The 20,277-nt window shown below is 43.0% G+C and carries 20 protein-coding genes; 11 read left to right on the top strand and 9 right to left on the bottom strand.

Features of this window, described 5'->3' with window-relative positions; all coding sequences use genetic code 11:
• Positions 1-69: 69 nt before the first annotated feature.
• On the top strand, positions 70-1,035 hold the full coding sequence (locus FAI41_08145) for a 4-(cytidine 5'-diphospho)-2-C-methyl-D-erythritol kinase (GenBank protein ID QCE33550.1): 966 nt from the start codon (positions 70-72) through the stop codon (positions 1,033-1,035).
• Positions 1,035-2,303, top strand: coding sequence for a ubiquinone biosynthesis protein UbiH (locus FAI41_08140; GenBank protein ID QCE33549.1), 1,269 nt, complete (start codon positions 1,035-1,037; stop codon positions 2,301-2,303). Before FAI41_08145 ends, FAI41_08140 begins: the two co-directional genes overlap by 1 nt.
• 24 nt (positions 2,304-2,327) lie before the next feature.
• Here FAI41_08140 and FAI41_08135 read toward each other — a convergent pair whose 3' ends face one another.
• A complete protein-coding gene (locus FAI41_08135; protein ID QCE33548.1) occupies positions 2,328-3,554 on the bottom strand; it encodes a galactose mutarotase in 1,227 nt (408 codons plus the stop codon).
• A 229-nt stretch (positions 3,555-3,783) separates the two neighbouring features.
• Here FAI41_08135 and FAI41_08130 point away from each other — a divergent pair, with 229 nt between their 5' ends.
• The 6 genes from FAI41_08130 to FAI41_08105 all read left to right on the top strand — a co-directional run bounded on the left by FAI41_08130 (position 3,784) and on the right by FAI41_08105 (position 11,058).
• Complete coding sequence (locus tag FAI41_08130; protein ID QCE33828.1) at positions 3,784-4,584, top strand: VacJ family lipoprotein; 801 nt, start codon at positions 3,784-3,786, stop codon at positions 4,582-4,584.
• 86 nt (positions 4,585-4,670) lie between these two features.
• Positions 4,671-5,426, top strand: a complete 756-nt coding sequence (locus FAI41_08125) for an ABC transporter substrate-binding protein (protein ID QCE33547.1) — start codon at positions 4,671-4,673, stop codon at positions 5,424-5,426.
• A gap of 17 nt (positions 5,427-5,443) precedes the next feature.
• Positions 5,444-6,553: a tRNA preQ1(34) S-adenosylmethionine ribosyltransferase-isomerase QueA gene (queA, locus tag FAI41_08120; GenBank protein ID QCE33546.1), complete on the top strand. Its 1,110-nt coding sequence runs from the start codon at positions 5,444-5,446 to the stop codon at positions 6,551-6,553.
• A gap of 5 nt (positions 6,554-6,558) precedes the next feature.
• Positions 6,559-7,773, top strand: coding sequence for a tRNA guanosine(34) transglycosylase Tgt (tgt, locus tag FAI41_08115; protein QCE33545.1), 1,215 nt, complete (start codon positions 6,559-6,561; stop codon positions 7,771-7,773).
• Between the two features lie 42 nt (positions 7,774-7,815).
• The gene (locus FAI41_08110) at positions 7,816-10,425 is read left to right on the top strand and encodes an RND transporter (GenBank protein ID QCE33544.1); all 2,610 of its coding nucleotides are present in this window, start codon (positions 7,816-7,818) and stop codon (positions 10,423-10,425) included.
• A gap of 15 nt (positions 10,426-10,440) precedes the next feature.
• On the top strand, positions 10,441-11,058 hold the full coding sequence (locus FAI41_08105) for a hypothetical protein (protein QCE33543.1): 618 nt from the start codon (positions 10,441-10,443) through the stop codon (positions 11,056-11,058).
• 33 nt (positions 11,059-11,091) lie between these two features.
• On the opposite strand, the gene FAI41_08100 is transcribed toward FAI41_08105, so the two are convergent.
• The 8 genes from FAI41_08100 to FAI41_08065 all read right to left on the bottom strand — a co-directional run bounded on the left by FAI41_08100 (position 11,092) and on the right by FAI41_08065 (position 17,924).
• Positions 11,092-12,750: a glycosyltransferase family 39 protein gene (locus tag FAI41_08100; protein QCE33542.1), complete on the bottom strand. Its 1,659-nt coding sequence runs from the start codon at positions 12,748-12,750 to the stop codon at positions 11,092-11,094.
• A gap of 2 nt (positions 12,751-12,752) precedes the next feature.
• On the bottom strand, positions 12,753-13,502 hold the full coding sequence (locus FAI41_08095; protein ID QCE33541.1) for a glycosyltransferase family 2 protein: 750 nt from the start codon (positions 13,500-13,502) through the stop codon (positions 12,753-12,755).
• Entirely contained in the window at positions 13,503-14,003 is a 501-nt protein-coding gene (locus FAI41_08090; protein QCE33540.1) for an ATP synthase F0 subunit B, read from the bottom strand.
• Between the two features lie 31 nt (positions 14,004-14,034).
• Complete coding sequence (locus FAI41_08085; GenBank protein QCE33539.1) at positions 14,035-14,661, bottom strand: ATP synthase F0 subunit B; 627 nt, start codon at positions 14,659-14,661, stop codon at positions 14,035-14,037.
• A gap of 44 nt (positions 14,662-14,705) precedes the next feature.
• A complete protein-coding gene (locus FAI41_08080) occupies positions 14,706-14,960 on the bottom strand; it encodes a F0F1 ATP synthase subunit C (GenBank protein QCE33538.1) in 255 nt (84 codons plus the stop codon).
• Between the two features lie 80 nt (positions 14,961-15,040).
• A complete protein-coding gene (locus FAI41_08075; protein QCE33537.1) occupies positions 15,041-15,799 on the bottom strand; it encodes a F0F1 ATP synthase subunit A in 759 nt (252 codons plus the stop codon).
• A 36-nt stretch (positions 15,800-15,835) separates the two neighbouring features.
• Positions 15,836-16,288: a hypothetical protein gene (locus tag FAI41_08070; protein QCE33536.1), complete on the bottom strand. Its 453-nt coding sequence runs from the start codon at positions 16,286-16,288 to the stop codon at positions 15,836-15,838.
• On the bottom strand, positions 16,182-17,924 hold the full coding sequence (locus FAI41_08065) for a hypothetical protein (protein ID QCE33535.1): 1,743 nt from the start codon (positions 17,922-17,924) through the stop codon (positions 16,182-16,184). The genes FAI41_08070 and FAI41_08065 overlap by 107 nt, the downstream gene beginning before the upstream one ends.
• Positions 17,925-18,105: 181 nt before the next feature.
• Here FAI41_08065 and FAI41_08060 point away from each other — a divergent pair, with 181 nt between their 5' ends.
• Genes FAI41_08060 through FAI41_08050 form a run of 3 tightly spaced genes read left to right on the top strand, consistent with a single transcriptional unit; the run spans position 18,106 to position 20,276 of the window.
• A complete protein-coding gene (locus FAI41_08060; GenBank protein ID QCE33534.1) occupies positions 18,106-18,606 on the top strand; it encodes an outer membrane lipid asymmetry maintenance protein MlaD in 501 nt (166 codons plus the stop codon).
• A 12-nt stretch (positions 18,607-18,618) separates the two neighbouring features.
• Complete coding sequence (locus tag FAI41_08055) at positions 18,619-19,764, top strand: DUF2155 domain-containing protein (GenBank protein ID QCE33533.1); 1,146 nt, start codon at positions 18,619-18,621, stop codon at positions 19,762-19,764.
• Positions 19,761-20,276, top strand: coding sequence for a disulfide bond formation protein B (locus tag FAI41_08050; GenBank protein QCE33532.1), 516 nt, complete (start codon positions 19,761-19,763; stop codon positions 20,274-20,276). Before FAI41_08055 ends, FAI41_08050 begins: the two co-directional genes overlap by 4 nt.
• The last annotated feature ends 1 nt before the right edge of the window (position 20,277 follow it).

Below are 20,277 nucleotides of genomic sequence, written 5' to 3'. Positions count from 1 at the left end.
ATAATACATAGAATCATTTAAGAAAAAGTTATTCTTTTTCAGAAGATCCTTTACGTTCCGCCAACTTAAATCATTGATGAAAGGTTTTTCAGCATTTCTTCGCTTCACTCCATTGCCCCTGCGAAAATTAATTTCTTTCTCCATGTCACAGCTCGGCGGAAGGATGGCTATCATGAACTTGATAGCCTAACCGTTTTTGCGAAATACGGGGACAATATTTCCCTTGAGGAAAATCCAACAAAAAGGCATGATTCTCTTCATATTTCCGGCGATTTTGCAGATATTCTTAACGCTGAAAAAAACATTTCTTCAAACTCCGTCCTGAAAGCCTGTCGCATTTGGCGAGAAGCCGCTCAAGAACAAAATATCTCTCTGCCCTTCTTTAACTGTTTCCTTGAAAAAAATCTTCCCGTTGCAGCCGGTATTGGCGGCGGTAGCGCAGATGCCTCCGCCACCCTAAACTTACTCCGCCAATTTTATCCAATCCCCCATCTGAAAGAAGCAGATTATAGGGCACTCGCCCTTAAACTAGGCGCTGACGGACCTGTCACGATAGATTCAATGCCAAAAAGAATGCAGGGTATTGGTGAAATTCTAACAAAAATTTCAAATTTTCCAGAACTTGGAATTCTACTGGTTAATCCTCGCATTAAAGTCAGCACACCTGCAATTTTTAAAAAATTAAAGATTGAAAAGCTTCAACGGGTAATTTTTCCTGAATTCCCTACGAATGGATGGGAAAACGCAGAAAGCTTATTTTCTTTTCTCAACCAAACACGCAATGATTTACAGTTGCCAGCCATCCGACTGGTACCAGAAATTCAAAAACTTCTTTCTCAGCTCAAGACGCTTCCTGCTTGCCAAATTGCAAGAATGAGTGGCTCTGGCGCTACGTGCTTTGCTCTTTTTAAGACAAAAGACGATGCCATGAAGGCTGGGAAGATTTTACGTTCTTCCCCTAATACACCTCAAAATTGGTGGATCTGGAGCGGAGAAACCTACCCTAGTAAACAAAATCCAATGAAAGATTTCTAATGGTACAAAACTTCACTGCTTCGGAACCAACGACACATTTTGATATTTGCATCAATGGCGCTGGCCCTATTGGGGCTGTTCTCGGCATTTCTCTCGCCCAAAAAGGCCTCAAGGTTCTAATGTTGGAGCGGCGCAAACTTCCGCTGAACAGAATTCTTGCTCAAGATGGCAGAGCCTATGCCCTCAATGCCCGCATTCGTCCGCTTTTAGAAAAAACAAAAATTTGGGAAAATTTTTCCAATCTTCCGCAAGCCATCAATATCATTCATGTCAAAGATTGCTTCAAACCTGCTTTCTCTTGGCTAAAAAATATGGAAGGCTTTTCTTTTCTTCCAAGTGACCTCCCAAAAAAAGAACCTTTTGGCTGGATGGTGGAGGCCGCTGATCTTTTACCGGCCATTACACACGCCCTAAAAACTTGCCCTAATTTGACCGTCCTCTCTCCCTATACGGCAAAATTCGACTTTAAAACATCACAAGAGAAAGTATATATCTCCGCCCAAAAAGAAGATGCTGTAGAGATAGAAAACTTTACAGCCGCTTTAGTCATTGCCGCAGATGGTAGAAAATCACAGTTACGTGAACAGGTCGGCATTGACCTCACAATCATCCCCTATCATAAAGATGCGCTTGTCACTTTAATTGCTCACGAACATGCGCATCAAGGGAGTGCCTTAGAAAATTTCTTACCTGAAGGTCCTTTCGCACGTCTTCCCCTCCAAGGCATGGAAAATCATCCGCATTGTTCCGCAATTGTCTGGACAGATACTCCAGAATGGATCGCACGCCTAAAAAGCCTTCCAGAAAAATCTTTTTTAAATCTGCTTCGTCCCAAACTTGAAAAAGAGCTGGGGGAAATTTCCAATATTGGCCCACGCTGGACATATCCGCTGTGCTCTCAATATGCGCATAAATATATCGCATCGAGGCTTGCGCTTATCGGTGATAGCGCACATGGCCTTCATCCCGTTGCGGGTCAGGGAATGAATTTAGGATTTAGGGATGTCTCTGTTCTCAAAAAGATTTTAACAGAGGCCTTTTCCAGAGGGGAGGATCTCGGTTCTGATAAAATTCTCAAAACATATCAACGCAAAACACGCCCCTATAATATGGCGTTGCTCGCCTCTTGCGATTTAATGGAGCGCTCTTTTAGTAGCTCAAATCCTATTCTCAGAGCAGGACGTCAGGCAACGCTTGGCCTCTTTAAGAAAATTCCTGCCCTGCGAAAAATGATCGCCAAGCAATCCCTTGGAAAAGGAGAAGGATGACCCCTTAAGGTCATCCCACTTCTTTTATTTTCCATTATCAATAACGCCAAATTCCCAGACGGTTGTCGCATGATAAGCGTCTGCTGGCGTAATAATGATAGAGGGGAAGTTCGGATGGTGCAGAGAATCGGGGAAACCACCTGATTCAAGAGCAATTCCATCTGTTTGACGGTAAGTTTTCCCAGATGTGCCGACATAGCCACCATCCAAAGAATTCCCTGTATAAGCAATAATTCCCGGCTCCGTTGTCGAAATTCTTAAGGCACGGCCTGAGCGTGGATCTGCTAAAATAGCGGCAGGACGTGGCTCCTCGCCATAGGCACCATTTAAAACAAAATTCTCATCTAAGCCGTGATGCCATAGCATTTGATTTTCTGATAAATTTAAACGCTCGCGCAACAAAATTGGCTTACGATAATCAAAGACACTGCCCTCAACAGGTAAAATATGCCCTGTTGGGATAAGGGAAATATCTGTTGGCGTATAGCGATCTGCAAAAACCTGTAAAGTTTCCGATGCTATGGAGCCTGACCCTTCCCCATTAAGATTCCAATAAGTATGGTTTGTCATACTAAGAGGTGTTTTTTTATCTGTTGTCGCCTTATATTCCAACGTCAGCGCATTCTCCGCCCCTAAGAAATAAGTTGCTTCAATATTAACGGCACCGGGGAACCCCTGATCGCCACTTGGACTTACACAGCCTAGCTTAACCCAAGCGCCCTTTGCATTTTGTCCCTTATCAAGAATTTTCCAAACCTTTTGATCCAAGCCGACATTGCCACCATGAATGGCATTATCACCGGCATTGGTTGGAACATTATAAGTTTGCCCATCAAGACTAAATGTCCCATTTGGAATACGGTTCGCAACACGTCCGATCGTTGCACCGAAATAAGTCCGTGGAGAGGGGCCAGTCGCCTCATAGCCTTTTAGATCTTTAAAGCCGAGGACAACATTGGCCGATTTTCCTTTTGCATCTGGAATATCAAGCGACTGAAGGGTTGCACCATAGGTCAAAATTCTCGCTGTAACCCCATGCTGATTAGACAAAATAATCCGCTGAACCGATTTGCCTTTTTGTGTTTTTCCCCAATTTTCCAATTTAATCTTAGGGCCATTCTCCTGCTGCACTGCTGCCGGCACCTTGGCCTTTGCAAGAGCGGATACAGGGATAAGCGACAGAAAGCCGCATGAAATGATACCAACAGCAAAAGCCGATGATGCGGTGTAAAAAATCTTTGAGAACTGCATATAAAGGGTTTCTCCATGCGCTTATGTCATAAAAGCGTTTCCAACTGCCTAAGATATATAACGGAAAAACAGAAGATGAAACGAAAAGAACCCGTCTTCAAAGAGATAAATTTATTAAACCTTTATTCTTTCAGATTTTTTTTCTATTTTTAAATAAAAATGATCTGCTCTCTTCCCTTTTAAAATGCAAAGTGCTTAAGGATTGTCCTCTTTTCTTAAAAAATTAGCCTTGGCTCGCCCTTCTTTCAAAAAGCAGCGCGCACTGTCCAAAAAAGTCATCTCTCTTGCACTTATTCTAGGTATTTTAACAGGATGCAGCAGTGATAAATTTATCAAGCCCCCACCAACAGATCCGGATGAGCTTGAAGAATATAATGAGGCAAATGACCCTCTAGAACCTCTGAACCGTGATCTTTTTGCATTAAATATGTGGGTTTATCACAAAGCCCTGCGTCCTCTGGGACAATTATGGAAAAAATATATTCCTAAACCTGTTCGGGATTCTATCTCCACCCTCGAAGAAACATGGCGTGAGCCAATGGTTTTTTTCTCCAGTGCGGGGGCAGGAAAACCTTATCGTGCGGGTAATTCTTTTATGCGTTTTGCCATTAATATGAGTTTTGGAATTGCGGGTTTTTTCGATATTGCTAAATTTGCAGGCTATAAAGAAGAGCCAACAGATCCGGGTATGGTTTTTGCGCTCTGGGATATTGATCCAGGACCTTATCTCTTTCTTCCCGGCATTGGCCCAAGTAACTTTCGTGATGCCATCGGTTATGCTGTTGGACAAGCCCTCACCCCGATTAACTATGTGCCAAGCGGTTACGGTCTGATTCAATTTGACTGGGGATATAACGTCCTCGGCACTTTCAACATGTTTGCGTCTGCTTCGGATCAGCTGGAACAGCTGGAGCATCAAAGCCTTGATCCTTATGCCTTTTTGCGAAGCGCATGGCAGCAGAACCGGCAAGGACAAATTGATGCCCTTAAAAAAGATAAGCGCTCAACTCCGCCAAGCTGGTATTACTAAATCCCACTTTGTCGGCTTTTCCGCTTTATCGAAAATATCTTTGCCAAACGCTCTATTTTATCTTATTTTAAAATAAACCTAATCTCTTGAAAATTATCCGTTTTTCTGAAAATTCTCTTGATGAGAGTTTGGATCAGCTTAATCTTTCTAAACCTATCCAACATAAAAGTTTCTCGAAAGTTCCCAGCCTTATGTCTTTGAGCCGTTTCCTAAGATCTCTTCCTCTCAGCGCTGCGCTTGCAACGGGAAGCTTTCTTACTGTGGTAAATGCCCCTCATGCCCAGGCACAAGATGCCGCCCAAAGTGGACGGGCCTTTGTTACTGATTTTGGTGCGCAAATTGCAACCATTATCAATGCCCCGATTACTTTGACCGAAAAACGCCGAGAAATTTTACCACTTATCAGCAAAAATGTTGATATCCCGGCCATCGGACAATATTGCCTTGGCCACTACTGGAAACAGGCAACGGAAGAAGAGCAAAAAGAATATCTTGAACTTTTCCGTAAAGTTCTCATGCATGCCATCACAACCCAAGTGGAAAATTTTCAAAATATCAGCATCAATGTTCTCAGTAGTACGACATTGCCGCTTGGTGAAAAAGTGGATGCCCTTGTCACACGTCCAAGCGGTGAGCCCATTAAGCTCTCTGTTGTCACAAATGGGGAACCTCCAAAAATTGTGGATGTCTATACAGAAGGTATGAGCATTCGTATTACCCAGAGAAACGATTATCGTGCTTTCCTTGGAAACCATAATGGCGAAGTGAAGCAACTTATCTTAGCCATGAGAAAGCAAGTTGGGGGTTACGATACAACGAATAAATCAGGTACCACCAGCTAAAAACGGGATCTTATCTTATGGACCCCATGCAAGTATTTGACTTCCACCTTCCTAGTGAGCAGATTGCCTTAAATCCTGCTTCACCACGTGAAAGTGGAAGATTGCTTCATGTCCTCTCCTCTCAAAATGACACACAATCACCAGATCTTCATTTTGTCAGGGATTTGCCAAAGCTTTTAAAAAAAGGGGATCTGCTCGTCTTTAACGACACCAAGGTCATTCCCGCGAAAATACAAGCATGGCGCACCCGAAATGAACAGACGGCTCATGTCGAACTTACGCTAGATCGCCCTCTTCCCAATGGGGCTTGGCGTGTATTGGTTCGTAATGCAAAACGTCTTAAAAAAGAAGATACGCTCTCTTTTTTCCCTGCGATCGCTGGCAATAAATATGGAGCAACTCTCCCCGAAGGAAAACCGGATCCTGTCAGCGCAAAAATTTCCGACATTGATCAGGGGGTAGCGGAAATTATTTTTTCTGTTTCCGGAACAGATTTTCATAATTTTCTTTGCCGTGTCGGCAAGCTCGCCCTGCCGCCTTATATTGAACGTCCTCAAGGCCCTACGCTGGAAGATGAGCAAAACTACCAAACCGTTTTTGCAAAAAAAGAAGGGGCCGTTGCAGCACCAACCGCAAGCCTGCATTTTACAGATAGCTTATTAGAGACGCTTAAAGCCATTGGAATTGACTGGACTTTTGTGACGTTACATGTCGGCGCAGGTACTTTTCTTCCTGTGCACGACTCTCCAGATGAGCATGTCATGCATCCTGAATGGGGTGAAATTTCAAAAGAAAGTGCTGATAAAATCAATCAAGCACGCTCAAAAGGGGCACGTATTATCCCCGTTGGCACGACCTCTTTACGCCTTCTGGAAAGTGCGGCAACAAAAACAGGTAAAATCCAGCCTTGGACTGGCGAAACGGCTATTTTTCTACGTCCCGGCTGTGAATTTCATGCCGCAGATGCGCTCTTAACCAATTTTCACCTGCCACGCTCAACCTTATTTATGCTGGTATGTGCTTTTGCAGGAACAGAAAAAATGCGTCATGCCTATCAATATGCCATTAAAAATAACCTGCGCTTTTACTCCTATGGGGATCTTTGCCTCTTAGAAAAAAATAAGTAATCACAATGACTTTAAAAAATAACACACCACCATGGCCTGATTTTACACCTTGCGATAAATTTCAATGGGTTTCTGAAAAACAAGATGGTAAAGCCCGCGCTGGCTGGCTCCATACTGCCCACGGCAAGGTGCCAACCCCTATCTTTATGCCTGTTGGCACCTGCGCAACCGTCAAAGGTATGACTCCTGCAATGCTACGCTCAACAGGCGCTGGCATTATTCTTGGAAATGTTTACCACTTAATGTTGCGCCCAACCCCGGAACGCGTCCAAAAGCTAGGCGGCTTGCATCAGATGATGAACTGGGCTGGCCCTATTTTAACAGATTCAGGCGGATTTCAGGTCATGTCTCTCGGAAAACTTGCAAAAGTCAAAGAGGAAGGCGTTACTTTTCAATCTCATATTGACGGTTCCCGTCATTTTCTAAGCCCTGAACGCTCGACCGATATTCAATTTATGCTTGATGCGGATATTTCAATGGTCTTGGATGAATGTCCAGCCCTTCCCGCTACCAAAGCACGTCTGGAGAGCTCAATGGAATGCTCTCTCCGATGGGCACAAAGGTCCCGTGATGCTTTCAAAAAACGTCCCGGATATGGGCAATTTGGAATTGTTCAGGGGGGTACGGAAAAAGACCTCAGAGAACGCTCGGCCGAAGGGCTGAAAAAAATTGGTTTTGAAGGTTATGCTGTCGGCGGCCTTGCTGTTGGTGAACCTCAGGAACTGATGTTTTCAACCCTTGATTATACCTTGCCTTTTTTACCGACAGAGGCACCACGCTACCTAATGGGTGTTGGAACGCCGCAAGATATGCTTGGGGCGATTGAGCGTGGTATTGATATGTTTGATTGTGTCATGCCTTCACGTGCAGGTAGAACTGCTAGAGCCTATACGGAGCGAGGCTATATCAATCTCCGAAATGCACGCTTTGCAGAAGACCCTCGCCCTCTTACACCTTATGAAGAGGGGCCACTCAAAAATGTCTCTCGGGCCTATCTTCATCATCTTTTTAAATGCCAAGAAATGCTTGGCGCAATGTTCTTGACTCTGCATAATTTGGCATATTATCAACGCTTGATGCAACAAATTCGTCGTGCGATTATTTCTCAAAATCTTGCTGAAACGGCCTCCTATTTGAGAGAGGAATGGCTTAAAGGCGATTGGGAAATGTCAGAGTGGAATACGCCTGTTCCGCCCCCCATAGATCCAATGCCATTATAGCCTTCAAAAACGATTTATTCGGTTCTATCCCAAGAGGTTTTTATGCGTTTTTCTCTCACTTCGATCCTTACCCGCCTCGGTCATCTTTGTCAGAAACATGCGTGGAAAACTTTTGGGATCTTTACGCTCTTGGCAATCCTATCCTGTGCCTACACAACAAAGCATCTTGGAATTACAACCGAAACGGATCGTCTTTTTTCAGATTCTTTGCAATGGAAGCAAAAAATCTCAGAGGTGGAACATCTTTTTCCAGGTGAAAAAGGCACATTGGTTGCTGTTATACGTGGGAAAACCCCTGAAGAGGCGCAAGATGCTGCAAAACAGCTTGCAGATAGGCTGGAAAAAGATAAAACGCATTTTTCTGCCGTCAGCCTTCCCAATGCTAATCCCTATTATCTCGACCGTGCGTTACTCTTTTTAGAAGAGCCGCAATTACAATCTCTTTTAGACTCACTCGTTTCTTCGCAGGCTTTTCTCGGAACGCTTGCCGCAGATCCCTCTGCACGTGGACTTTTTGGAGCCTTTACCCTCATGGGGAAAGGGATTGAGACAGGCGAAAATATCCCAACGGACTTTAATAAACCGCTCAATGGCTTAGCAGATGCACTTTCAAAAAATACAAAAGGAGAATATGCCCCGCTTTCTTGGCAGAAACTTCTTTTATCAGACCTTGATAGCTTAGCTGCTGGCCCTGAATTTGTCCTAACACACCCAAAGCGTGATTTTAACTCTCTCCAACCCTCAGAAGCCTCTACCACTGCGATGCGGACGGCTTTTAATGAGCTCAAACTTGCCAAAGATGGGCGTGTTAATCTTCTCATTACGGGAGAGGCTAAAATCAATGACGAAGAATTCTCAACCGTTGCCGATGGGATGACATTAAGTCTTGTTTTATCCATTGTTCTTGTTTCTCTTTGGCTCTTTTTGGCTGTTAAATCCCCAAGAATTGTCTTCCCTGTTCTCATCACGCTGATTTTTGGTCTGATTTTAACAACAGGTTTTGCGGCCATTAGCGTTGGCACCTTAAATCTTATTTCTGTTGCTTTTGCCGTTCTTTTTGTTGGTATCGCTGTTGATTTTGCCATTCAATATAGCGTCCGCTTCCGCAGTCAAAGAGAAATGAGAACACCGGAGGCCATTGTACAAACCTCCAAAGAATGCGGCATTCAAATCCTCGTTGCCGCACTCGCCACGGCAGCCGGTTTTTTAGCCTTTACCTTTACCAGTTTCGTTGGCGTTGCCCAGCTTGGTATCATTGCAGGTGTTGGCATGTTAATCGCCTTTATTTGCACGCTGGCTTTACTTCCTGCCCTTCTTGTTATTTTTAAGGCTCATCCTGACAAAGCAGAAACAGGCTTTGCCTTTATGCATCCTGTTGATCATAAAATTCGAAAATATCGTAGCATTATTTTAGGTGTTTTTGCTTTTATTGCCCTTTTAGGGATTGGACTTCTCTACTTCCTAAAATTTGATTCAGACCCTCTTCATACAAAAAATCCGAATACAGAAGGCATGAAAGTGCTTCATATTCTTGAGGAAAACCCTTTCACAACGCCCTATAATGCGCAGGTACCCGTCCCGAATATCCAGACTGCCTCCCATGAGGCAAAAGCCTTCAGCGCCCTTGCAAAAGATAAAAATTCCACGATCCATGATGTTTTGTGGCTCGGTGCGCTGGTTCCTGAGCATCAAAAAGCGAAAATGGCAATGATTGAGGACAGCTCTGATCTTCTTTTGCCAACATTGGAAAGCATCCATGATCCAGAACCGGCTCCAACAGCCGCCGAGCTTCGCAAGGCAGCACAACAAGCTGCAGACGAACTTAATAAAGTTAAAGATAAACTTTCCGGACCTTTATTAAAACTAAATGAATCCATGAATCTTCTCAGCCAATCATCTGATGAGGTTTTATTAAAAACGAATAAAGCGCTTACCTCTTACCTCACGCCACAACTGACAAAATTGGAACGGATTTTACAGCCAAAAATCACGCATCTATCGGATATTCCAGATGATTTACGCCGTGAATATGTCTCTCCAGATGGCCGTTACCTCCTCATCATACACCCAAAAGGCCATATGTCTGATGCGTCCATCTTGCGGCGTTTTGTAGAACAAGTGAAAGCGGTTAATCCTAATATTGCAGGCCCCGCTCTTGAGATTACGGAAAGTGCACATACGATTGTCACAGCCTTTATTACTGCCGCCTTGGCTGCGCTTGGAATGATTTTTATCATTCTCTTTATCAATTTAAGAAGACTCTTAGATGTCTGCCTCGTATTGGCACCCTTGATCTTATCTGCCCTTTTGACCGTTATTATTGATGTTTCCATTCCTGAACCACTCAATTACGCCAATGTGATTGCATTGCCTCTCCTTCTTGGCGTTGGCGTCTCCTTTAATATCTATTTTGTAATGAATTGGCGGGCTGGACAAATAGATCCTTTAAGCTCTCCAACAGCACGAGCTGTCTTATTCTCTGCTTTAACCACCGGTTGCGCTTTTGGATCTTTGGCCTTATCGGCTCATCCAGGAACAGCTTCTATGGGACGGCTTCTTCTCTTTTCACTTGGGGCAACATTGCTTTGTACCCTTCTCTTCATTCCTGCTCTTCTCCCCAATCAGAAGACGCACAAATCAAATCTTCATTAAATAAGGAAATACAACATGAATTTACGTTTTTCTCTCTTAACAGGTTTTGCACTTTTAACTTTTGGCACCTCTGCTGCTTATGCAGAAACAGCTTGTCCGCTTGCAAATGGAAGTGCGGATACACTCGCAAGTAGGCAGTTACAGCAGCAAGAATGTTTAAACCAAGCCCTTCAAAATCGTCTAACGGACTATAATCAAAAACAAGCAGAAGCTTTAAAAAACATTCAGGACAAACAAAACCAGCTTGCAAATGCCTCTCTCGATAAGCAAAAACAATTACAAGATAGTATCAATGCTGAAAAACAAGCCTATGCGGATCGTGCAATGAAAATGCAGCAGGATCAGCAGGCGCAAATCAACCGTCTGAACGACCTGAAAAAGAAATATACGTCTCTGCCGCAACAACAGCAGAATAAATTCAAGCAACAGATTGAAACACTACGTCAAAAAGAAGAATCTCAGCGGGAAGCTTTAAATAATTCGAAGTCACAGCAGCAGCAACAGCTTCAAAATATTCTCAGCCAGAATAAAAATCAGTTAAAACAGCTGGCAGAGCAAAATAAAGAGACAATCAAAAGTCTCAAAGAGAATAACCAAGAAACGCTCAATAGTCTCAAAAGTCTTTTCCATTAATGTTTAAACTTTTAAGCCATAAAAAGCCCCTTTTTAGGGGCTTTTTTTATAAAATCTTAAATCTAGATAATGGCCATTTGAATAATTCTGCCCTTGAAGCTGTGCCACATTCTGTAGAGAAAGATGATTTTGAGAAGCCAAATCTAAAAAATCCCCTTCTCTTTTCCAATCTAACAAGAGAATATCACAGCTATTTTCTGCTTTTAAAAGAGAAAGCGCCTTTAATTTTCCTGAAAGAATAGTACGCTCTCCACCGACTAAAAAAACAAGACTTGGCTCTTTATAAGAAATCGAAATAAGACGGCTTTGCGCGCAAGGTTTCTGCATTTCAAAAATTCTTGCCGTCTTTTCAGAAAGGTGGAAAATTGAAAAGACAGGCAATGCACACAAATAAATACCCATTTCAAGGGAGAGTGCCGAAAAAAGAAGTAAGACAAAACCTGTGAGATTTTTATCTTTTAATAGATAAAAAATGGCGCCTATCATGCTCAAAAGAGAAAAGACGATGATACCCCACAATATCAACGAAATAGGCGCATGATCTTTCTTTAAGAGCAAAACAACCCCTATCGGCAATGATAGGCTTAAAAAACCCCATAAAATCCCATAACAATTTACAGAGATTTTAAAATATTTTTCTTTAAAAGCGGATTCCTTAAAGAAAAAAGCAGATGTTAGAATCGCTATTGCTGGATAAATGGGCAAGATATAATGCGGTAATTTTGTTGGCACACATTCAAAAATAAGCCAAAAAGGAATGATCCAGCATAAAAGAAAACGAACCTGCCATGTAAAGCGTGCTTTCCAAACTTCTGGAAAAGATTTTACAAAAAGATAACTTCCCGGCCAAAAAGCCAGCAAAAAAGTAACAAGATAATAACCAGGAGGAAAGCCATGCGTTTCCTGCGCCCCAACAATCTTTCCAAAGAAATTATGCTTGAGGGCATAGGCAAAAAACTGTCCATCTGTTTTCAAATAAATAGCAAGGTACCAAGGCAGCGCAAGTAAAAGAGAGAAAATAATTCCCCATAAGGATAATCGCTTCCAAAGCTCTTTCCCATTCCCTGTAAGAGAAAGTGCGAGAGGCGTAAGAAAAGCGGGGAGAAGAATAATTGGCCCTTTTATTAAAAGACCTCCGCCCATTATCCCCCAATAGCCTAAAGCGTATAAAAAAGATGTCTTCTCGCCTCTTTCCTGCTGACGCAGAATTAAAACCAACAAAGACATCATCGCCATGATAAAAGCTAACAAGCAAGGATCAGGAGTTGCCAAACGGCTTTCAACACTAAAAAGAACCGTACTGCTCAATAAGATGGTCGCAGAAATCCCAATCCATGGCGAAAAAAGAAACGCCCCGATAAAAGCTGTCAAACCACCGATCAATGCTGCCGCAAATAAAGCCGGTAAACGATAGACAAAAGGGGCGCTAATGATCTTATTACCATAAATTTTTTTATCTATTTTAAGGGCTGCAACCTCAAGCCAATACAGCCCCGCAGGCTGATGATTCCTAGGCGTATCCTGGAAATAAATTTGAATAAAATCATTTGTTTGATCCATTTGACGACTGGCCTGCATATAACGGGCCTCATCCCGATCAAAGGGCGCAAGTGTCTGACGTGCTGGCAAAGCAAGGCAAAAAGCGATCAAAGCCCCAATAACAGCAACATAAAAAAGAATGGGCTTTTGCATCTTTAATATTCTTTAAAAAAGCGATTATTTCGATTTCTTTTCAAAAACCAATAAACACCTAAAAGATCAAAAAAACCTAAAAAAGCTCTCGAAATATTCGTATATTTCGACTTTCCATGAAGGCGTGGGCGATGAATAACCGGCATCATCTCAACATGCCCTTTTTTCATCTTCATAAAAGCCGGCAAAAAACGATGCAATCCCTCAAATTGCGGCAAAGATAAAAAAAAGCTTTTAGAAAAAACCTTTATCGGTGCTGCCGTATCTGAACAATTATCTTTTAAAAGCGTTGAACGTATCTTATTGGCGATTTTAGTTGCCAGACGTCGTGAAAAATAATCACGGCGCTTTATCCGCTCCCCAACAATCATCGGAGAGAGACCTTTCTTTAAAAGTATCTCTGCCTGCTTCAAAAATTCAGGAATAAAAAGAGGATTATCCTGGCCATCTGCATCCATTGTTGCAATCCAGAAGGCCTCTGCCTGTGAAATCGCAGTATATAAAGCGGCTGATTTTCCTAAAGGAATAGGATGTTTAAAAATTCGCATCGGAAGTTTATAACGCCGACGCGCTTCCTGTAAGAAGGCCAAACTCTCATCTTGGCTTCCATCATCCACCACTAAAATTTCAAAGGGTGGGAATAAGTTCTTGAAATCTGAAATTTCTTTAAAAACAGGAAGAATATTTTTAGCCTCATTTAACACTGGAATAACAAGTGCTAAATGAGGTTTTTCAGAATTTTTCAACAAGATTTAAGAAACGTGCGCCATCTCAGAGAGACGAGAAAGAGAATTTTCTGTCATCCTCTCACGTAGATCTTTATTATTCTCTAAATCTTTTTCAAGAACTTCAGAGGCAATTTTAATCGCTGTCTCAAGAACCTCTTGTCGTAGAGAATCTTTTGCAGCTTGTTTCATTGCTTCGATCTGAATTTCCGTTCTTTTGAGGTAGCTATCGGCCTCCTCTTTTAGACGTTTTTGTGCTTCTCTTTCTAGAAATTCAGCTTCGAGCTTTGATTTTACGATCATCGCAGCCGCATCATCTTCTGCTTGTTTACGCTCTTCTTTTGCTTGAAGCATTAATTTCTCTGCTTCTTCACGTAGGGAAGCTGCCTCTTCAAAATCAGAACGGATCGCATTTCTTTTCGCATCAAGTTGCTCTTTAAGAGCATTCCAAAGTTTACGACCAAAAATGAGGAAGAAGACAATGAAAGCGACACCCACCCAAGTCCGTGGATCAGCAAATATAAACATTAGAGAGAGTGCTCCTTACTTTATTGCTATTTTAAGCGTGATATTTTTGAGCATGTTCACGCAGTAAAAAATTCCGCGCTTCTAGCTTCTCTGGTGAATTTTGCGCATCTAGCGACTTGCTTCCGCTTAGGCAACGCCCAACAATAAATTCCGCAACAGGTTCAAAGATTTTATGCAAATCTTTTTTTGCCTCTTGTACCGAAAGCTCCATTTCTCCAACTTCAACAAGCATTTTTGCCTGCATCTGCTGACGAAGCTCAGCTTCTTGCACCTTAAATCTCTGACGATTTTGATCGGCTATATCCTGCATATTTTTTTGAATTTTTAATCGAGAAGCCTGAATCTCGGCCTCAATATCTGCTTTGAGATTTTCAGCTTCTATTTGAGCCTGCTTTGCATAAGCGAGATCAGCCTCAATACGTGCTTCACGTTCGGCAAGGATTTTTTCGATATGCGGCATAACAGAATATCTTAACGCCAACATAAAAAGGAAAAAGATTCCTGCACCCCAAAAAACTTGCGCCTGAACAAGCCAGTTTCCCAGTTCTAGCTGCGGCATCCCCTCAGCATGACTCAGAGCCGGAAAAGCAACGCCTCCAGCGACAAAAAGGATTTTTGCCCCTCTGCCAGCACAAAGGGAAGAAATTTTACTACGCATCGCTCTCCCGCTCCAGTAGTCTATTCGTAAAAAAAATCTATCGATTAAACGAACAGGATGATGAAAGCAATTAACAAAGCAAACAATGCAATAGCTTCTGTTAATGCAAAGCCAAGCATTGCAAGACCGAAAACCTGTGCACGTGATGCTGGGTTACGTGCGACTGCCGTAACAAGTGACGCAAAAATGCTACCAATACCGACACCAGAACCTGCAAGAGCGATAACGGCTAAACCAGCACCGCATTTATGGGCAACTTCAGTTAAAGCAACAGCAAGCTGAACTGTATCTTGAACCATTTTTTTTTCCTCTTTCTCTAATAAAAACCCGTTTTTAAAAACAATACCGGGTCACAAAAATCAGCAACTTTATATTAAAGTTAATGAGATCCCTCACCAACAGCTTCACCGAGATAAATGCATGTCAACAAGGCAAAGATATATGCTTGCAATCCGCCCACCAATAGTTCCAGACCAATCAAAGCCATATTTAAAATGATGGGGATAATACCAAACGCATAACCGACAATACCGAATCCCATGAGCATCACCGTGCCCAAAGCAAAGACTTCCATCAACACATGTCCCGCAACCATATTTGCAAACAAACGGACAGAAAGACTAATTGGACGCGATAGCCAAGATAAAATCTCAATCGGAATCAAGATCGGGGAAAGCCACATTGAAACACCCGCAGGCATAAAATGCTTAAAAAACCCAAAACCTTGATAAAAGAGAGAGACCAGCAATGCCATAATAAAAACAGTCATTGCAAGCGCCAATGTTACGGCCAAATGACTTGTATAAGTATAAGAATATGGCAAAAGACCAATATAATTCCCTGCAAGAACAAAGAAGAATAATGTAAAGACGAATGGGAAGAAAAACTTGCCACGCGCTCCCATATTGGCTTCGACCATATCACGCACAAAAATGTAAGCAAATTCAGCGGAGGTCTGAAGGCGAGAAGGAATCATCGCCTTATTGCGCATCGCAATCCAGAAGAAAACGCAAACCAAGATCGCGCCAGCCAGCATAAACAAAGGCGCTTGAGAAATTCCAAGCTTTTCACCTACCTGACCAAATTCGGGATGAAGTCTAAATCCATCCATCACGTCAATTTTGGATTGACCTGCCATCTTGCCCTTCCCTTTACTTATTAGCGCCCTTTAGAATCAATCTAACGGCGAAAAACCTGCCCGACTCAGCGAGCGCCACATATTTACCAAGCCAGCAGCAAATCCTAAAAACACAAAAATGATGAGGAAAATAGCACGGTAGCTGAGGCAATAATCTATTATATATCCTATGGTACCCCCTACAGCGAGGCCAGCGATAAGATCGCTTGCAAGATGAAATGCAAGGCCTAGTCCAGAGGATAAATTTGATTTAGCACCTTCTTCTTTTTTTTCCAAGAATTCTTTGGACTCTAATTGTACAAAAGGTACTTTTCTCTGTTTTCTTGCCTCTAAACGGGCAATTCTTTCCGCAAAAGAAAAGGGATCTTTTTCTTCTGCCATTTCAGCCTTCTGTCCCTGTGCGCCTTGCCTCTTTAAAAGGAAGAGAAAGACTCTCAGAGGCTGTTTTTCGTGGACGTGAAAATTTTGCCGTCCCTGCAGCCCCCTCATGGTCGGGAATCACTTTTCCTAAATATAATTCTGCCAAAGAACGGAAAATATAATCTAAAATTGAGGTTGCATGTTTGATATTACGCCCTCCCTCTATTTCGCCAAAGGGTGGGAACTCGCTATATTTAAATTGCTCAACATAGGCTTCCAGCGGCACGCCATATTGCAGACCAAGGCTTACAGCCTGCCCAAAGCACGCCATTAAACCTTTAGCAAGGGGAGATTCTTTGAGCATATGGAATTCCAATTCCGCAGGGGCACCATCCTCAAATTCTCCAACTTGAAAAAAAAGATCCCGATTATCTAAAAGTACATGCTCGCTTAAACTTTTTTTACGCGCCGGCACCAAACGACGTGTGCCCCTTTCAAGCTTTGCTTTGACTTCACATGTCTCAAAATTTGGAATTGGCGGTAAAACACAACCAATTTCTGCCACGGCTTCCCGCATTTTCAGATGCGCCGCATTACCAGGCATCGTAAAATTTCTCTCTCCAGCCATTGTTAAGGCTAAGGCTGTTTCCGGCGTTAACCCTTTACGCAATAGGCGTGACGTAAAAGAGTGCCTAATTTTTCCCGCCTCATCCAAAGGGGAAAAGATCGGTGCCAAACCACATGCTTCCACACCAAGAAGACTTTCAACAGGACTTTGAGAGGAAAAACCAACCTTAATTCTAAAAGATTTTTTTAAAGATGTCTCAGAGATCTGCTGTTGTTTTTTTTGAAAATTCTGTGAAATTCTTGTGCAGAACTCAAAACCAGCGTGCCGCATTTCCGGTGGGGACTCCAAAGGTACGAGAGAATCTGTGCCAACCAACGCTGCAAAATTCTCCTCCCCTGCATAAGCCGCCAATTTTGCTAAGGCAACAATACCTTGCGCCGCATAGCGCCCTGCATTGGAATCGTATTCCAATCCCATTTCAGCCAGGGCTGAATCCAAATCCGTAAGGAGAAAGGAAGCCTCAAAAGAGACTGCTTTTTCTTCCAAAGCATTTTCAGATGATTTTTTTCCCCCTGTTTCAAACAGATCTATTGCATCATCTTGAAAGATCGGGAGAAGCGGCATTGAAAGATTTGTACGACTTTCAACTGCTTTTTTCAGCCCTTTTGCAGCCATTTCCAAACAAGCGAGAAAGTGAGATGCTTGAAAAATACCTTCTTCGACAAAAGCACTTAAGCGCACAATAAAAGCGGGTGACTGAGAAAGGTCTTTTTTCCATAAAGATAATGAAGGAGACATTTGCCTTAAAAGCAACAGCCCAACAAACCCATCTCCCAGAGCAGCGTCAGAATCGCCCTCCAAAGGTGGTGCCATCAAATTTAGCCACCAAGCAGATTCCGATTGCAAACGCACGGTACCCGCAGGAGCGCTGGCAAGCTGTTCCAAGCCATAGCTTGCACTATCAGGCCAGATCGCCGGGAAAATAACTTTCCGTGCTTCTCTTTCCTCATCAAAACTATCCTCCACCTCTAAGGTACGCATCTGGACCCCTGCCCAGCAGTTTTCTTGGCCATTACGTTGCCAAATAGATGTGAAAGAAGATCTTTTTCCTGCCATAACCCTGTTGTTACCCCATCCCCACGGATTAAAATAAATATCTCGATTCCCAGAGGGAAGAACATCCCTAGAAAAAGACACAGGCTCCTTTAATAGCGTATCTTTAAGAGAGCTCAACCCCTCTCTTCAGAATGCAGCATTTATTCTACAGATCACCTCTGAAAGATTTTAGGGGATAATTATAGATAGTGTCAGGATGATTTTTTTCTGTTAATTTTACCCCGAATAGTACTCTCTACCCTCGGAGGATCAGTTTTTTATCATGTCTTTTTTCCCAGTTACGAAAACCACACAAAATTTTTGGGAAATTGTGACAGGATTTTTACTCATTTTAATTGCCGGTCTGATTGCTTTTACGGCTTTTTCTTCTTTTCACCACCGCTCTCTGAGACATTATTCGCTCTCAGCCGTTTTCCCACGGGTTGATGGATTAGAGATAGGCTCTGATATTCGTCTAGCAGGCGTAAAAGTTGGAACTGTTCAAAAAATTTTCATTGATCCGAAAACATGGCAAGCACATGCGGATTTTTCCTTGCAAAAAGAAATCTTACTGCCCATTGATTCAAATGCCATTATCACGTCGGATTCTCTTTTGGGCGGCAAATATATTGCCTTAACCCCAGGCGCAGAAACAAAAATTCTACAGCCGCATCAAGTCATTTCAGATACCCAAGGTACAGTTAGCCTTGAAGAACTCATTAGTAAGTTTGTCTTTTCCGCCGGTGAAAAAGATTCTGCGCCCCCCCCTTCAAAACATTCTTAAAAGCTTTGAAATATGTCGAATATACCCCCAAACTTCACTTGGCGAGATGAAAACGGTGATAAGCTGGAATGCAGCGAAAAGCTTCGCCTTCTCCATGAGAATGAAATGGAACTGACTCAAATGACACAAGATGTTTTTGAGGATGGTCTGGCTATGGGCGTTTCTAAAGAAAATATGAACGAAGCAATGAAAAAGCTTCTCCTTTATCTTGCTGCCGGTTTTGGCCTTCTTACGCTTTTCTTAAACACGCCAGCCATTGCACAAACACAAGACACAACGCCATCATCTTCTGTTTTGCCTCAAGGTTCGGGACAATCACCCTCCATTCCTGCTGCCTCTCCGCTCCCCACAAGCACCACTGAGACACAAAATAAAGAAACGACATCCCCGCCTGCACCAGCTACGCCAACGACACCAACATTGCCTATGCGTGCCACGCCGGAAACACCACCGGCATTACTTCCGGCACCTTTGATCTATCCTGCCACTAGCTGGGAAGGGCGCTCTATCGGTGAAATCCGCATCTTAGATCGTGTGACTTCTGAAACCAAAGAACTTGAAATCCCAGTCGGTACAACGGTTACTTTCCATCGCCTCACCTTACGGCTTTACGCCTGCAATCAGAAACCGGCTGGTCTTCCGGCTGATACGGCGATCCGATTAGGACTCTCAGAAATTCCACTCAAGACGAATGAAGATGGTGAAGTGCCTTTGCAACGGCAATTCGAAGGATGGTTCTTGGCCGCAGAACCTGCTGTCAATATTTATCCCAGCCCCTTATATAGTATTCAGGCTGTCCGCTGCACAGGAGAACCAGTAGCACCCAAGCTTTCCCCTCTCGTTTCCTCAAAACCTGTGACAACACCTCTTCAGGACACTTCTGCGCCTATAACAAATTCTGTCGCACCCCCTACTGACCCTACAGAACAGGCGACTTTGACACCGGGGACACCGCCACCTGGAAATCTCACCTTACCGCCAGCTAAGGCCACTGATCTTCCTTTTGCTTCAAATCCGGCAGAAGACACATCTAAAAAGAAGAAAAAACACAAACATCACCACCACGAAAAGTCAAAAGATCGTAGTGCCACCGCTTCAGAGGGAACTTTAAATCCAATTGGAGCGCCTTCAGCAACGAACGCAAACGCCGCCACATGACATTTTCTTTCAAGCCCTTATCTTCCCCTTTCTTTTTAGGGATTTTCTTTCTTCTTGCAGGGATTTTTGCCTTTGGGACGGCGCAATTTCTACAGCATGTCCTCTACCTTGTCCCTTGCGAGCTCTGCTATCTGGAACGAAAACCTTGGATTGTTTTAAGCCTTACCGGTTTACTTATTCTTTTTTTCAAGGATCGTGGCTTTCCATTTTTTGTCACACTTGGATGCTTAACGCTTGTTGCCTCTCTGGGATTAGGCTTTCTACATATTGGTGTTGAACAAGGCTGGTGGGAAAGCCCTTTTGCTTCTTGCTCTGCACAGACAAGTCTTTACACCCATACGCATCTCAATCTTATCAAGGATTTACCTGACTTGCCGGCAAAGCCGTGTGACACACCAGACTATCTTTTTGGTCTTCCCCTCACATTATGGGGATTTATTTATAGTCTGCTCACACTTCTAGGGACTTTTCTTCTCATCTTTGCAAAATCTCATTTCAATAACGAAAAATAAA

Source organism: Acetobacteraceae bacterium (genome assembly GCA_004843165.1).
In the GTDB taxonomy this organism is placed as follows: Bacteria; Pseudomonadota; Alphaproteobacteria; order Acetobacterales; family Acetobacteraceae.
This window is presented reverse-complemented; position numbering and strand designations above follow the sequence as displayed.

Coding starts and splice junctions, on each gene's coding strand:
- FAI41_08060 (QCE33534.1), top strand. CDS start 18,106: ATGTCTTTTTTCCCAGTTACGAAAACCACACAAAATTTTTGGGAAATT.
- FAI41_08105 (QCE33543.1), top strand. CDS start 10,441: ATGAATTTACGTTTTTCTCTCTTAACAGGTTTTGCACTTTTAACTTTT.
- FAI41_08055 (QCE33533.1), top strand. CDS start 18,619: ATGTCGAATATACCCCCAAACTTCACTTGGCGAGATGAAAACGGTGAT.
- FAI41_08080 (QCE33538.1), bottom strand. CDS start 14,960: ATGGTTCAAGATACAGTTCAGCTTGCTGTTGCTTTAACTGAAGTTGCC.
- FAI41_08100 (QCE33542.1), bottom strand. CDS start 12,750: ATGCAAAAGCCCATTCTTTTTTATGTTGCTGTTATTGGGGCTTTGATC.
- FAI41_08135 (QCE33548.1), bottom strand. CDS start 3,554: ATGCAGTTCTCAAAGATTTTTTACACCGCATCATCGGCTTTTGCTGTT.
- FAI41_08140 (QCE33549.1), top strand. CDS start 1,035: ATGGTACAAAACTTCACTGCTTCGGAACCAACGACACATTTTGATATT.
- FAI41_08090 (QCE33540.1), bottom strand. CDS start 14,003: ATGTTTATATTTGCTGATCCACGGACTTGGGTGGGTGTCGCTTTCATT.
- FAI41_08050 (QCE33532.1), top strand. CDS start 19,761: ATGACATTTTCTTTCAAGCCCTTATCTTCCCCTTTCTTTTTAGGGATT.
- FAI41_08070 (QCE33536.1), bottom strand. CDS start 16,288: ATGAGGGGGCTGCAGGGACGGCAAAATTTTCACGTCCACGAAAAACAG.
- tgt (QCE33545.1), top strand. CDS start 6,559: ATGACTTTAAAAAATAACACACCACCATGGCCTGATTTTACACCTTGC.
- FAI41_08085 (QCE33539.1), bottom strand. CDS start 14,661: ATGCGTAGTAAAATTTCTTCCCTTTGTGCTGGCAGAGGGGCAAAAATC.
- FAI41_08075 (QCE33537.1), bottom strand. CDS start 15,799: ATGGCAGGTCAATCCAAAATTGACGTGATGGATGGATTTAGACTTCAT.
- FAI41_08110 (QCE33544.1), top strand. CDS start 7,816: ATGCGTTTTTCTCTCACTTCGATCCTTACCCGCCTCGGTCATCTTTGT.
- queA (QCE33546.1), top strand. CDS start 5,444: ATGGACCCCATGCAAGTATTTGACTTCCACCTTCCTAGTGAGCAGATT.